At 70.2% G+C, this 13,644-nt stretch carries 12 protein-coding genes; 5 read left to right on the forward strand and 7 right to left on the reverse strand.

Annotated features, from left to right (window positions below; translation table 11 throughout):
• The first annotated feature begins 121 nt into the window (after positions 1 to 121).
• The gene (locus ABZT74_RS01035; RefSeq protein ID WP_355873209.1) at positions 122 to 1,018 is read left to right on the forward strand and encodes a D-alanyl-D-alanine carboxypeptidase; all 897 of its coding nucleotides are present in this window, start codon (positions 122 to 124) and stop codon (positions 1,016 to 1,018) included.
• A 90-nt stretch (positions 1,019 to 1,108) separates the two neighbouring features.
• On the opposite strand, the gene ABZT74_RS01040 is transcribed toward ABZT74_RS01035, so the two are convergent.
• The 3 genes from ABZT74_RS01040 to pdhA are packed head-to-tail and all read right to left on the reverse strand — an operon-like array spanning position 1,109 to position 4,797.
• A complete protein-coding gene (locus ABZT74_RS01040) occupies positions 1,109 to 2,557 on the reverse strand; it encodes a dihydrolipoamide acetyltransferase family protein (protein WP_356432769.1) in 1,449 nt (482 codons plus the stop codon).
• A gap of 10 nt (positions 2,558 to 2,567) precedes the next feature.
• A complete protein-coding gene (locus tag ABZT74_RS01045; RefSeq protein WP_356432771.1) occupies positions 2,568 to 3,572 on the reverse strand; it encodes an alpha-ketoacid dehydrogenase subunit beta in 1,005 nt (334 codons plus the stop codon).
• A gap of 1 nt (position 3,573) precedes the next feature.
• Entirely contained in the window at positions 3,574 to 4,797 is a 1,224-nt protein-coding gene (pdhA, locus tag ABZT74_RS01050) for a pyruvate dehydrogenase (acetyl-transferring) E1 component subunit alpha (protein ID WP_355873218.1), read from the reverse strand.
• 414 nt (positions 4,798 to 5,211) lie between these two features.
• Between pdhA and ABZT74_RS01055 the strand changes: the two genes are divergently transcribed.
• Both ABZT74_RS01055 and ABZT74_RS01060 read left to right on the forward strand, forming a co-directional pair.
• On the forward strand, positions 5,212 to 5,877 hold the full coding sequence (locus tag ABZT74_RS01055; RefSeq protein ID WP_356432773.1) for a response regulator transcription factor: 666 nt from the start codon (positions 5,212 to 5,214) through the stop codon (positions 5,875 to 5,877).
• A gap of 95 nt (positions 5,878 to 5,972) precedes the next feature.
• Complete coding sequence (locus ABZT74_RS01060; RefSeq protein ID WP_355873223.1) at positions 5,973 to 6,428, forward strand: pyridoxamine 5'-phosphate oxidase family protein; 456 nt, start codon at positions 5,973 to 5,975, stop codon at positions 6,426 to 6,428.
• 176 nt (positions 6,429 to 6,604) lie between these two features.
• Here the strand turns inward: ABZT74_RS01060 and ABZT74_RS01065 are convergent, their stop codons facing one another.
• On the reverse strand, positions 6,605 to 8,185 hold the full coding sequence (locus ABZT74_RS01065; RefSeq protein ID WP_356169035.1) for a protein kinase: 1,581 nt from the start codon (positions 8,183 to 8,185) through the stop codon (positions 6,605 to 6,607).
• Between the two features lie 302 nt (positions 8,186 to 8,487).
• On the opposite strand from ABZT74_RS01065, the gene ABZT74_RS01070 reads away from it, so the two are divergent.
• Positions 8,488 to 10,113 carry a protein kinase gene (locus tag ABZT74_RS01070; protein ID WP_355873229.1) on the forward strand — a complete coding sequence of 542 codons (1,626 nt, stop codon included), beginning with the start codon at positions 8,488 to 8,490 and terminating at the stop codon, positions 10,111 to 10,113.
• Between the two features lie 112 nt (positions 10,114 to 10,225).
• Here the strand turns inward: ABZT74_RS01070 and ABZT74_RS01075 are convergent, their stop codons facing one another.
• On the reverse strand, positions 10,226 to 10,768 hold the full coding sequence (locus tag ABZT74_RS01075; RefSeq protein ID WP_355873232.1) for a bacterial proteasome activator family protein: 543 nt from the start codon (positions 10,766 to 10,768) through the stop codon (positions 10,226 to 10,228).
• A 229-nt stretch (positions 10,769 to 10,997) separates the two neighbouring features.
• Here ABZT74_RS01075 and ABZT74_RS01080 point away from each other — a divergent pair, with 229 nt between their 5' ends.
• On the forward strand, positions 10,998 to 11,486 hold the full coding sequence (locus ABZT74_RS01080) for a hypothetical protein (RefSeq protein WP_356432776.1): 489 nt from the start codon (positions 10,998 to 11,000) through the stop codon (positions 11,484 to 11,486).
• A gap of 42 nt (positions 11,487 to 11,528) precedes the next feature.
• On the opposite strand, the gene ABZT74_RS01085 is transcribed toward ABZT74_RS01080, so the two are convergent.
• Both ABZT74_RS01085 and ABZT74_RS01090 read right to left on the reverse strand, forming a co-directional pair.
• Positions 11,529 to 12,515 (reverse strand): NAD(P)H-quinone oxidoreductase, encoded by a 987-nt coding sequence (locus ABZT74_RS01085; protein ID WP_356432778.1) that lies wholly within the window; start codon positions 12,513 to 12,515, stop codon positions 11,529 to 11,531.
• Between the two features lie 31 nt (positions 12,516 to 12,546).
• Positions 12,547 to 13,644 carry a potassium channel family protein gene (locus ABZT74_RS01090; protein ID WP_356432780.1) on the reverse strand — a complete coding sequence of 366 codons (1,098 nt, stop codon included), beginning with the start codon at positions 13,642 to 13,644 and terminating at the stop codon, positions 12,547 to 12,549.

Raw genomic sequence — 13,644 nt, forward strand, 5'->3', positions numbered from 1 at the left:
GGTCACATAAACTTCACCGTTTCGCCGTACATCCCTTTGCCGTTCTGGGGAGTCGGTACACCAGACGGCATTGTCATGTGCCGTTCTCCCAGGGGCATTTCGCGCATACGGAGCGTTCATTTTGATTACCGGCATTAAGGGCACGCGTTTCCGCAGGGCCGCCGCTGTGACCGTCACCACCGGCGCCGTTCTGGCCGCCGGAGCCTTCGGCGCCGCACCCGCCGGCGCCGTCGCCACCCCCACGATCGCCGCCAAGGGCGGCTACGTGATGAACAACGGCACCGGCTCGACCCTCTACACCAAGGCCGCGGACACCCGGCGTTCCACGGGCTCCACGACCAAGATCATGACGGCCAAGGTGGTACTGGCCCAGCCGAACCTGAACCTGGACGCCAAGGTCACCATCCAGAAGGCCTACAGCGACTACGTCGTCGCCAACAACGCCTCGCAGGCGCACCTGATCGTCGGCGACAAGGTCACCGTCCGCCAGCTCCTTTACGGGCTGATGCTGCCGTCGGGCTGCGACGCGGCCTACGCGCTGGCCGACAAGTTCGGATCGGGTTCGACCCGTGCCGCCCGCGTGAAGTCGTTCATCGGCAAGATGAACTCCGCCGCGACGAGCCTGCACCTGACGAACACGCACTTCGATTCGTTCGACGGCATCGGCAACGGCTCCAACTACTCGACGCCGCGCGACCTGACGAAGATCGCCAGCAGCGCGATGAAGAGCTCCACGTTCAAGTCGATCGTGAAGACGAAGTCGTACTCCGCGAAGACCGTCACGAAGACCGGCACCACCCGCAACATGGCCGCGTGGACCAACACCAACGGTCTGCTCAGCAGCTACAGCGGCACCATCGGCGTGAAGACCGGCTCCGGCCCCGAGGCGAAGTACTGCCTCGTCTTCGCCGCCACCCGGAACGGCAAGACCGTCATCGGTACGGTCCTCGCCTCGACGTCCATCCCGGCTCGTGAGTCGGACGCGAAGAAGCTCATGAGCTACGCCTTCGCCAAGTAGTCACGCGTGCGGGGGCCGATGAGCCCCGCGCACGGGAAGGGGCCTGCCACGCGATCGCGCGGCAGGCCCCTTCCGTTCGTCCCTGCGGGCCTACGCCCAGGTGATCAGCCGCTTGGGCTGCTCCAGGATCGCGGCCGTGTCGGCCAGCACCCGGGAGCCCAGCTCGCCGTCGACCAGGCGGTGGTCGAACGACAGCGCCAGCGTGGTGACCTGACGGGGCTTCACCTTGCCCTTGTGCACCCAGGGCTGCGGCTTGATCGCGCCGACCGCGAGGATCGCGGACTCGCCGGGGTTCAGGATCGGCGTGCCCGTGTCGACGCCGAAGACGCCGACGTTGGTGATCGTCACGGTGCCGCCCTGCATCGCGGCGGGAGACGTCTTGCCCTCGCGGGCGGTCGCCACCAGCGCGCCCAGCTCCTCCGCCAGCTGCGGCAGCGTCTTGTCGTGCGCGTCCTTGATGTTCGGCACGATCAGGCCGCGGGGTGTGGCGGCGGCGATGCCCAGGTTCACGTAGTGCTTCTGGACGATCTCGGCCTTTCCGTCGTGCCCCTCGTCCCAGGACGCGTTGATCCCGGGGTTGCGCTTGATCGCGACCAGCAGGGCCTTGGCGATGAGCAGCAGCGGGTTCACCCGCAGCCCCTGCATCTCCTTGTCCTGCTTGAGCTCCTCGACCAGACGCATCGTGCGCGTCACGTCGAGCGTCACGAACTCGGTGACGTGCGGCGCGGTGAACGCCGAGCCGACCATCGCGGTGGCCGTCGCCTTGCGGACGCCCTTGACCGGGACACGGGTCTCCCGCGCGCCGTCGTACGACGCGGCCGGAGCGGGGGCCTGGACGCGGGCCGGGGCCTCCTGCGGAGCCTGCGGAGCCGGCACGGCGGCCGGCGCCGGTGCCTGCGCCGGGGCCACCGCCGCGTGCACGTCCTCCCGCGTGATGATGCCGTCCGGGCCGGACGGGGTGATCGTCGCCAGGTCGACACCGAGGTCCTTGGCGAGCTTGCGGACCGGGGGCTTGGCCAGGGGACGCTGCGCGGGGGCGACGCCGTGGCCGTTCAGCTCGGCCTGGAGGGCGGTGGCCGCGTAGAGCGTCTCGCCCTGCTGGGCCGGAACCTCTACGCCCTTGCGGGCACGGCGCTTGGTGGAGGCCTCCGCCACGCCGTACCCGACGAGGACGGGCTTGCGCCCCTCGGGCTTGGCCTCCTCGATGGGAGCGGGCTCGGCGGCCGGCACGGCCACGGCTTCCGCGACGGGGGCCGCGGGTGCGGCGGCTCCGCCGGACACGGCCACCGCGATGATCACCTGGCCGACGTCCACCGTGGTGCCCTCGGGGAAGTGCAGTGCGTGCACCACACCGTCGAACGGGATCGGCAGTTCGACCGCGGCCTTCGCCGTCTCGACCTCGCAGACGACCTGGCCGTCGGTGACGGTGTCACCCGGCTGGACGTACCACTTGAGGATCTCCGCCTCGGTGAGTCCCTCGCCCACATCGGGCATCTTGAACTCGCGGAGTCCCGACGCGTTCTCAGTCATCGTCGTCACGACCCTCTCCTCAGTACGCCAGCGAGCGGTCGACGGCGTCGAGCACCCGGTCCAGGCCCGGAAGGTACTCCTCTTCCAGGCGTGCCGGCGGGTACGGGACGTGATAGCCGCCGACGCGCAGGACGGGCGCCTCCAAGTGGTAGAAGCACCGCTCGGTGATGCGGGCCGCGATCTCCGCGCCCGTACCGAGGAACACCGGGGCCTCGTGCACCACGACCAGGTGACGGGTCTTCTCGACCGAGGCCTGGACGGAGTCGAAGTCGATGGGGGACATCGAGCGCAGGTCCAGGACCTCGATCGACTTGCCCTCCTCCTGGGCGGCCGCGGCGGCCTCCAGGCAGACCTTCACCATCGGGCCGTACGCCACGAGGGTCAGGTCGCTGCCCTCACGCACCACGGTTGCCTTGTGGAGCGGGCCGGGGATGGCGTCGTCCGCGTCGGAACCGCTGGTGGACCAGGTGACCTCGCCCTTGTCCCAGTAGCGCCGCTTCGGCTCGAAGAAGATCACCGGGTCGTCGCTCTGGATGGCCTGCTGCATCATCCAGAAGGAGTCCGAGGCGTTCGACGGCGAGACGACCTTGAGGCCGGCCACGTGCGCGAACAGCGCCTCGGGGGACTCCGAGTGGTGCTCGACGGCGCCGATGCCGCCGCCGTACGGGATGCGGACGACGACGGGGAGCTTGATCTTGCCGAGCGCCCGCGCGTGCATCTTGGCGAGCTGCGTGACGATCTGGTCGTAGGCCGGGAAGACGAAGCCGTCGAACTGGATCTCCACGACCGGGCGGTACCCGCGCAGGGCCAGGCCGATCGCGGTGCCGACGATGCCCGACTCGGCGAGCGGCGTGTCGATGACCCGCTCCTCGCCGAAGTCCTTCTGGAGCCCGTCGGTGACACGGAAGACGCCACCGAGCTTGCCGACGTCCTCGCCCATGATCAGGACCTTGGGGTCGGACTCCATGGCCCTGCGCAACGACTCGTTGATCGCCTTGGCGAGCGCAACCTTTTCCGCGGCCATGTCACTTACCCCCTTCGTCCACGAACGACGCCTGGTAGGCGGCGAACTGGGCTCGCTCCTCGTCGACGAGCGCGTGCCCGTCCGCGTACGCGTGCTCGAAGATGGCGAGACTGTCCGGGTCGGGCATGGCCCGCACGGCTTCGCGTACTCGTTTGCCCAACGTCTCGCTCTCGGCCTCGAGTTCCGCGAAGAATCCCTCGTCCGCGTGGTTTGCGGCCTCCAGGTACGTGCGCAGGCGCAGGATCGGGTCCTTCGCCTCCCATGCCTCGCGCTCCTCGTCGGCCCGGTACTTGGTCGGGTCGTCGGAGGTGGTGTGCGCGCCCATGCGGTAGGTGAAGGCCTCGACGAGGGTGGGGCCCTCGCCGGTACGGGCCCGCTCCAGCGCCCAGCGGGTCACGGCGAGGCTGGCGAGCACGTCGTTGCCGTCCACGCGCACGCCGGGGAAACCGAAGCCCTGCGCGCGCTGGTAGAGCGGCACGCGCATCTGGCGCTCGGTCGGCTCGGAGATCGCCCACTGGTTGTTCTGGCAGAAGAACACGACGGGCGCGTTGTAGACCGCCCCGAAGTTGAAGGCCTCCAGGACGTCGCCCTGGCTGGAGGCGCCGTCACCGAAGTACGCGATCACGGCCGAGTCCGCGCCGTCCTTGGCGACGCCCATGGCGTAGCCGGTGGCGTGCAACGTCTGCGAGCCGATGACGATCGTGTACAGGTGGAAGTTGTTGCTGTTGGGGTCCCAGCCGCCGTTGTTCACGCCGCGGAACATGCCGAGCAGGTTCGTCGGGTCGACCCCGCGGCACCAGGCGACGCCGTGCTCGCGGTAGGTCGGGAAGACGTAGTCGTCGTCGCGCGTGGCGCGTCCCGAACCGATCTGGGCGGCCTCCTGGCCGAGCATCGAGGCCCACAGGCCCAGCTCGCCCTGACGCTGCAGGGACGTCGCCTCCGCGTCGAAGCGGCGGCTCAGGACCATGTCCCGGTACAGGCCGCGCAGCTCCTCGGAGGTGATGTCGGCGACGTACGGGTCGTACGTGGCGTCGGGGACGCGCTCGCCCTCCGGGGTCAGCAGCTGAACGAGCTCCGGCTCGCCGCCCGTCTCCGGGGCCTTCTTGGCGGCCGCGCCGGCCCGCTTGCTCGCGGCGCTCTTGGTGCCGGTCGTACTGGCGCTCGCGGCGCTCTTCGTACCGGCGCTGCGTCGCGGCTTGCGCGCGGCAGTGCTCTCCACGGTCACGTGTGCTCCTCCGTCGGTCCGGCCCCCGGGATTGCCGGAAGGCTGGGGTCCCCCTCGCCCGCTTTTTGGGCTCGGGGAATCGGCTCACCTGTTCCGGCACCCGTGCACGGGGTGGGTGCCACTCGGCCGGGAACAGGCGTGACAGGTGCCCCGGCGAGCGCCCTGCACAAGTCACGTTACCCAGTGCTTCACAATTCTGTGAAACCTATCCTGACCTGCGATTTTGATTGGAAATCCAAGTACTTCGAAACGTGGATTTCCTAGTAAACCGAGCCGGTCGGGAACAGTCGCTGGTCACAGCACTGGTTACAGCCTTGCAGGGGGCCGGAACACCGGCACGTTATCCCGGCCACCCCGGGCACGGGAAGAGTTCACCCGAGGGCAATGGCCATGATCGTGTGTGACACTGACACCGTGCCGGAAAACGGGAAAATCAGGGTATTTCTCCTCGATGACCATGAGGTCGTCCGCCGCGGGGTCCACGAACTGCTCTCCGTCGAGGACGACATCGAGGTGGTCGGCGAGGCGGGAACGGCGGCCGACGCACTGGCCCGTATCCCGGCGACCCGCCCGGACGTCGCCGTCCTGGACGTCCGTCTTCCCGACGGCAGCGGCGTGGAGGTCTGCCGCGAGATCCGCTCCGCGCACGAGGACATCAAGTGCCTGATGCTGACCTCGTTCTCCGACGACGAGGCCCTGTTCGACGCGATCATGGCGGGTGCCTCGGGCTATGTCCTCAAGGACATCCGCGGCAACGAGCTGCTCACCGCGGTCCGGGACGTGGCGGCCGGAAAGTCCCTGCTCGACCCGGTGGCCACGGCCCGCGTCCTGGAGCGGCTGCGGGACGGAGGCGCTCCCAAGGGCGACGGGAAACTCGAGCGGCTCACGGACCAGGAACGCAGGATCCTCGACCTGATCGGCGAGGGGCTCACCAATCGCGCGATCGGCGAGCGACTGCACCTCGCCGAGAAAACGATCAAGAATTACGTGTCCAGCCTGCTGTCCAAGCTGGGAATGGAACGCCGGTCCCAGGCGGCCGCCTATGTGGCGCGCCTACAGGCGGAACAACAGCACCGCTGATCGATGGGGATTCCCGGCCTGCCAGGGACTTAAGGCCCCTCTTCGGAGGGCGGGTGCCCCTTTTCCCCGCCGCGCCGGTCCCGGACATTGGGGGCATGCCCACCGACGAACGTCCGGCCGCCCGGCGGCCCGCCGACGAGCAGCTCGCCCTGGGGCTGATCGCCCGCACGGACTACGGCCGGGTGGCCACCAGCCTGCGCGCGATGCCTTTCCTCGCGCTCGCCCGCCACATCGTCGTGGACGGCCGCGTCCTGCTGCGCATGCCCCTGAGCTGCGGCTATCACCTCGCGTGCGCCGGCAGTGTCGTCGCGTACGGCACCGACAACCTGAGCCGCGCGCGGCGCGGCGAGAACCTGTGGTCCGTACAGATCGTGGGCCGGTGCGAGCCGGTCGAGCCGACGGCCGCCGAACTGGAGCTGTTCGGCCCCGCGCCGCCGCTCGTGGACGGCGTCCCCTACGAGCCCGTCTACCTCGGCATCGAGCCCCAGTTCGCCGACGTGAACTCGACGGACGGCGACGGCCCGGAGGGGCGCCTCGACCGGGTCCCGTGACGGGTCGGCCGGTTCCCGTGACGGGCGGCTGCCCGGTCCTGTGACGCGGTGCCCCTGTAGTGCTCCACAACCGCGGTGAAACAGACACGCGCGCGTGGAGCCCTTCTCGGGCTCACACGCGCGCGTGATGTCGTCTCAGGGCCGTCCGGAGACCGTCCGGCCGTCGCGGGCTCCGGTCAGAGCCCGCCCACTCCGTCCGTCGTCACTCCGCCGTCACCGCTGTCGCCGGGGTCCACCGACTCGGACGCGGGCGGGGTGGGCGTCACCGGGTCCTCCGACGGCTTCTCGGTCGGCTTGGTCGGCTTCTCGGTCGGCTTCTCCGTCGGCTTCTCCGTCGGCTGGTCGGTCGGCTGGTCGCTCGAGGACGGCGTCTCCGAGGGCGTGTAGTCCGGGGTGTCGCCCGTGCCCGTCGAGTTGTCGCCCGAGGTGTCGTCCGTCGACTGGTCCGTCGTGTCGTCGCTGGGCGTCTGGTCGGACTCGTTGTCCTTGGTGGAGTGCGTGCTGGTCGGCTTCTCCGACGTGCCCGTCCCTCCGCCTCCGCCGCCGCCGGTGTTGTTGAGCGCCAGCGCGACACCCGCCACGATCGCGATCACGGCGAACACCGCGAGGATCCACAGCTTTCCGCGGCCGCCGCCCTTGTTGCCGCGTCCCTCGAAGCCGCCGTCGTCACCGCCGCCGTAGGGCGGGATCATCGGCGTCTGGATCTGCGCGGTCCCGGAGTCGCCGGGGTGCGGCATCGCGGCCGTCCCCGCGAAGCCGGCCGCGGGGGTGTTCAGCCCGTCGTGGACGGTGACCGGGCCGGTGTTCCAGGTGCCGGTGTGGCTGCCCTGGTCGTACAGCATCTGCAGCCCGTACTGGACGAGGCCGCGCATCTCCTCGGCGGTCTGGAACCGGTCGTCCGGGTCCTTCGCGAGGGCGCGCATGACGAGCCCGTCGAGCTCCGGCGGGGCCGCGTTCGACACCTGGGACGGGGGTACCGGGGTGTCCTGGACGTGCTGGTAGACCACCGAGAGCGGCGTCTCGCCGGTGAACGGGGGCCGCAGCGCGAGGAGTTCGTACAGCAGACAGCCGGTCGCGTACAGGTCGGAGCGGTGGTCGACGGCCTTGCCGAGCGCCTGCTCCGGGGAGAGGTACTGCGGCGTACCCATGACCATGCCGGTCTGGGTCATCGTCGACTGGGCGCCGTGCAGGGCACGCGCGATACCGAAGTCCATCACCTTGACCGCGCCGGTCTCCGTGATGATCACGTTCGCCGGCTTGATGTCGCGGTGCACGATGCCGTGCTGATGCGAGTAGGCGAGCGCCTCCAGGACACCGGACACGATGATCAGCGCCTGCTCGGGCCCGGGGGCCTCGGCGTTGATCAGCAGGTCGCGGATCGTGTGACCCTCGACGATCTCCATCACGATGTACGGGACGACGCCGTGGCCGACCACGTCCTCGCCGGAGTCGTACACGGCGACGACGGCGTGGTGGTTGAGCCCCGCGACCGACTGGGCCTCGCGCGTGAAGCGCGCCTTGGACACGGGATCCTCGGCCAGATCGGACCGGAGCAGCTTGACAGCGACAGTCCGCCCGAGGCGCACGTCCTCGGCGGCGAACACCTCGGCCATGCCGCCCCGGCCGAGTCTGCGTGTCAGCCGATATCGGCCGTCGCCGACCAGCCCGCCGTTACCCCACAACTCCGGCGCATCTGACATACCGCCGCCAGTCGCCTCGGGGTCGGACGGGCCCTGAGCGCGCTGCTGCTGTGCCATCAGTCCTCGCCGTCGTTTCTGCCCGCGGTCTGCGCGGTGGTTGTTACGGTCTCCGTCGGGCCACGCTACAGGCTCCGCGCAAGGCGACGGCCCGAGATGAAAGTGAGATGGACGGGCCATCCAACCCGCCCCAGGTCGGTGCGTGCAAATTCTGTGTACCGGCCGCGCGGCACCTGTAACGCTTCCGCGACGCTTCTTTCGCAGACGGTCACGGAACGGGCACCGCGCTTGACGTGTCAGTGCCCTCGGGCAGACTTGGCCCGGAATAAGCCAATCGATCACGGCCGCGGGGGACGCAGAAGATGAGCCAGGACGGTGCACAGGGCCGGTATGCGGGGCGTGCGGTCGCCGGCGGCCGCTACCAGCTGCGCGATCTGCTCGGCGAGGGCGGCATGGCCTCGGTGCACCTCGCGTACGACTCGGTGCTCGACCGGCAGGTCGCGATCAAGACGCTGCACACCGAACTCGGCCGTGAGCAGGCGTTCCGCGAGCGCTTCCGCCGCGAGGCCCAGTCGGTGGCCAAGCTCACGCACACGAACATCGTCTCGGTCTTCGACACCGGCGAGGACGACCTCGACGGCATGACGACGCCGTACATCGTCATGGAGTACATCGAGGGCCAGCCGCTCGGCTCGGTCCTCGAGGCGGACATCCGGCAGTACGGCGCGATGCCCGCCGACAAGGCCCTGAAGATCACCGCGGACGTGCTGGCCGCGCTGGAGATCAGCCACGAGATGGGCCTGGTCCACCGGGACATCAAGCCGGGCAACGTGATGATGACCAAGCGCAACGTCGTCAAGGTCATGGACTTCGGCATCGCCCGCGCCATGCAGTCCGGCGTCACCTCCATGACCCAGACCGGGATGGTCGTCGGCACCCCGCAGTACCTCTCCCCCGAGCAGGCGCTCGGCCGGGGCGTCGACGCCCGGTCCGACCTGTACTCGGTCGGCATCATGCTGTTCCAACTGGTCACCGGGCGGCTGCCGTTCGAGGCGGACTCCCCGCTGGCCATCGCGTACGCGCACGTCCAGGAGGCTCCGGTCGCGCCCTCCTCGGTGAACCGCTCGCTGCCCCCCGGGGTGGACGCGCTGGTCGCCCGCGCGCTGAAGAAGAACCCGAACGAGCGTTTCCCGAGCGCCGAGGCCATGCGGGACGAGTGCCTGCGGGTCGCCCAGTCCTTCCAGGCGGCCCCGCCGAGCATCGTGCCGGGCGCCCAGACGCCGAGCGGCGCGGGCGTCGCCTCCGCGGTCTTCCCGCCGGTCGAGCAGGGCACCCCGGCACCGGGCCCCGTCCAGACCCCGTACCAGCCGGGCCCGTACGGCACACCCGCCCCCGCCTACGGCTACCCGCAGCAGGGCGGCTACCAGACGCCGGCGCAGCAGACCTCCGGCTACGCCCCGCAGCACGGCACGTCGACGCCGCCGCCGTACAACCTCACTCCGCAGCACCCGGCGCCCGCGTCGGGCGGCTCGGGCGGCGGGAAGAGCAACAAGAGTGTGGTGATCGGCGCGATCGTCGTCGCGCTCCTCGCGATCGGCGGCCTGGTCGTCGCGCTCACCCTGAGCGGCGGCGGCAGCGGCGACGACACCAAGGGCGGTGACGACACGACCAGCTCGTCGCCCGCCGTGGTCGCCGGCCACAAGGGTCCCGACACGTCGAAGACCGTCGACACCGACGCGTGCACCGACGCGCAGGAGTCCTACGACGACCCCGACAAGATCCAGGTCCCGGACTTCCACTTCAAGAACCTCACCTCGGTGAAGTCCTGCTTCCAGGCCGCCGGCTGGCAGATGAAGGTCACCCGGGTCGACGAGAACACGTACGGCGAGGACACGATCATGGATCAGTTCCCGTCGGCCGGCACGGACGTCGACCCCAGGAAGATGCCGGAGATCGAGCTCAAGGTGTCCTCGGGCGACCCGTCCTGAACCACCCCGCACCCGCACCCACGTGAACGGGCCCGGCACCTCGGTGCCGGGCCCGTTCCGTTCGGGTGACTGGGCGAATCAGGTGTCCGGGAGTACCCGGTGATCCGTGTGGTTACAGGTACGGTCCGCCCGAGCGGCCCCCTGTGCGGGGGTCCTCGTCGCCCTCCGCGCCGCCGACTCCCGGCGGGAGCGCACGGCGCATCTGCTCCAGCTGAGCCCTCGCCGCCATCTGCTGGGCGAAGAGGGTCGTCTGGATCCCGTGGAAGAGTCCCTCGAGCCAGCCCACCAACTGGGCCTGCGCGATCCGCAGTTCCGCGTCACTGGGCGTCGTCTCGTCGGCGAAGGGCAGGGAGAGCCGCTCCAGTTCGTCGACGAGCTCGGGGGCCAGACCATCCTCCAGCTCCTTCACGGAACTGGCGTGGATCTCCTTGAGCCGGGCCCTGCTCGCCTCGTCCAGAGGTGCCGCGCGCACCTCCTCCAGCAGCTGCTTGATCATGCTGCCGATACGCATCACCTTGGCGGGCTGAGCCACCATCTCCGTGACCGGGACCTCGCGGGAGTCCTCGTCTCCGGTGCCACCCAGAGCCATACCGTCCTGGCCGACAACCAGGATCTGAGGGTTCTCCGGCGACCTTTCGTTCCTCGGCATCTCCATAGCGCCATTGTCTCGCACCCGTGCACTCCATCACGGTGGCGCCCCCTCCCTACGGTGATCCACCAGGTACGGGGGCGGCTGTGCGTCCCCGGGGGCCGCGCGGACGGTCCCCGGGCGCTCGCGGAGCGTCACTTTCCGCCGAGATGCCGGGACCGTCCGGTCATGTGAGGCTTGTCCCGTCGATCACGGCACTCGTCTTGGCGAACCGCACCGGGAGGGGGTCACCGGCGTGACTCCATGGCTCCGCGTCCTGCCCACGGCAGGGCTCCTGGCGGCCGCGCTGCTGTGCGGCACCGGCCCCTCGGCGAGCGCCGCCCCGCCGGCCGCCCGGACCCTCGCGTCCGCCGGGTCCCCGGGACAGCCCGGACCCGGCGCCCCCGAACCCGGACGCGCCATTCCGACGCCGGACTCCTCGCGCGCAGGCAGCATCGCCGGCGAGGGCCGCGTGCGTCCGGGGCGCGCCGACGAGGACTCCCCGGAACCCGAGGACTCGGACCCCGGCACGGACATCGGCAGCGACATCGGCGCCGGACTCAGCCAGGTGGGTGACGTCCCCGACGCGTCGCGGGAGGACACGGCTCCCGTGCAGCAGAGCGTCGTGGGCCCCCGGTCCAGCACCGAGCCGGTATGGCAGGTACTGCCGCTGGGCGGCGGCCTGATCCTCGTCGGCCTCGGTCTCGGTCTGGCCTTCGTGGGCCTGCGGGTCCGCCGCGGCTGAGGCGCGCCGCGAGGGACACGGCGCACCTCTGAGCCGGGCAGGTCAGCTCTGCGGCGCGACCAGCAGGACCTTGCCGATGTGGCCGCTCTCCTCCAGCACCCGGTGCGCCTCGGCCGCCTCGCTCATGGGCAGCTCCCGGTCGACGACCGGACGGACGTGGCCGCCGTCGATCAACGGCCACACGTGCTCCCGTACGGCCGCGACGATCGCCGTCTTCTCTTCGAGCGGCCGGGCGCGCAGCGAGGTGGCGGTGACGGCGGCGCGCTTGTTCAGGAGGGTGGCGATGTTCAGTTCGCCCTTGATCCCGCCCTGCATGCCGATGATGGCGAGCCGTCCGTTCACCGCGAGAGCACGCACGTTGCGGTCGAGGTACTTGGCGCCCATGTTGTCGAGGATGACGTCGGCGCCCGCGCCGTCGGTGGCCCGCTCGATCTCCTCGACGAAGTCCTGCTCGCGGTAGTTGATCAGGATGTCCGCGCCCAGCCCGGCGCAGAAGTCGAGCTTCTCCTTGGTGCCGGCCGTGACGGCGACCTTCGCGCCGACGGCCTTGGCCAGCTGGACCGCCATGGTGCCGATTCCGCTGGAGCCGCCGTGCACGAGCAGCGTCTCGCCGGGGAGGAGGTGGGCGACCATGAAGACGTTCGACCAGACGGTGCACGTCACCTCGGGCAGGGCCGCCGCCTGCAGCAGGGTCAGGCCCTTGGGCACCGGCAGCAGCTGTCCGGCCGGCACGGCGACCTTCTGGGCGTATCCGCCGCCCGCGAGCAGCGCGCACACCTCGTCGCCGACAGCCCAGCCCGAGACGCCGGTGCCGACCTCGACGACGCGTCCCGAGCATTCGAGTCCGGGGTAGGCGGAGGCTCCGGGCGGCGGGTTGTACATGCCCTGCCGCTGGAGCAGATCGGCACGGTTGACGGCGCTGGCCACCACCTCGACCAGCACTTCGCCCTCGCCCGGCACGGGATCGGGGACCTCGTCCCACACCAGCGCCTCGGGCCCACCAGGTTCAGGAATCGTGATCGCGTACATGAGGACGACGCTACTCCTGGGCGGTGGCTCCCTAGTCCGGCGGGCGGAGCCGGTTCCCCGGTGTCACCTGGGTGCCCGGGGTGGCCCGCGCGATCGTGATGAGCCGGTCCGTCAGCTGGAGCGTGCCGACGGCCGGATCGTCGTACCCGAGGACGCGATGCCCGCGGACGACGCTGACCACCAGGTCGGAGGTCTCCCGGACGCCCTTGCCCACCTCGGCCTTTATGACGGGCCGTTCGACCATGTCCAGCCCGCTGCCCTGATGGATCAGGTCCTCCATCACCATGCCGGCGGCGGGGCTGAGGACGGAGAGGCCGAGCAGCCGTCCGGCCGCGCTCGCACTGGTGATGACCGCGTCGGCGCCGGACTGCTTGAGCAGCGGCGCGTTCTCCTCCTCGCGCACGGCGGCGACGATCTTCGCCCCGCGGTTGAGCTGCCGGGCCGTCAGGGTCACGAGCACGGCCGTGTCGTCGCGCTGGGTGGCGATGATGATCTGGCGTGCCCGGTGGAGCTCGGCACGCATCAGGACATCGCTGCGCGTGGCGTCGCCGATCACTCCCGCGTATCCCTCGGCGGTCGCCGCGTCGACCACCCGGGGGCTCGGGTCGACGACCACGACCTGCTCCTTCTTCAGCCCGGTCGCGCAGACGGTCTCGACGGCCGAGCGGCCCTTGGTCCCGAAGCCGACAACCACGGTGTGATCCCTCAAAGCCGCCCTCCAGCGGTTCAGGCGCCATTCCTCACGGGTGCGCTCCGTGAGGACCTCCAGGGTGGTGCCGACCAGGATGATCAGGAACAGCACCCGCAGCGGCGTGATGAGCAGGATGTTGATGAGCCGGGCGCCGTCGCTGGTCGGGGTGACGTCGCCGTAGCCGGTGGTCGAGAGGGTCACCGTCGCGTAGTAGAAGGAGTCGAGCAGGTCGACGCTTCCGTCCGAGTTGTCGGTGTAGCCGTCCCGGTCGAACCAGACGATCAGCGCCGTGGCGACCAGCACCAGCAAGGCCATCGCCAGCCGCTTGCCGACCTGCCGGATCGGACGCTCGACGACCTTCCGCGGCAGTTTCACCTGGTGGGTCACGAGATGCTCGCCCGCCTGGCGGGCGATCGCATCATGGCCCGGAAGTTTCAC

It is taken from the genome of Streptomyces sp. NPDC005302 (assembly GCF_040607345.1).
Classification (GTDB): domain Bacteria; phylum Actinomycetota; class Actinomycetes; order Streptomycetales; family Streptomycetaceae; genus Streptomyces.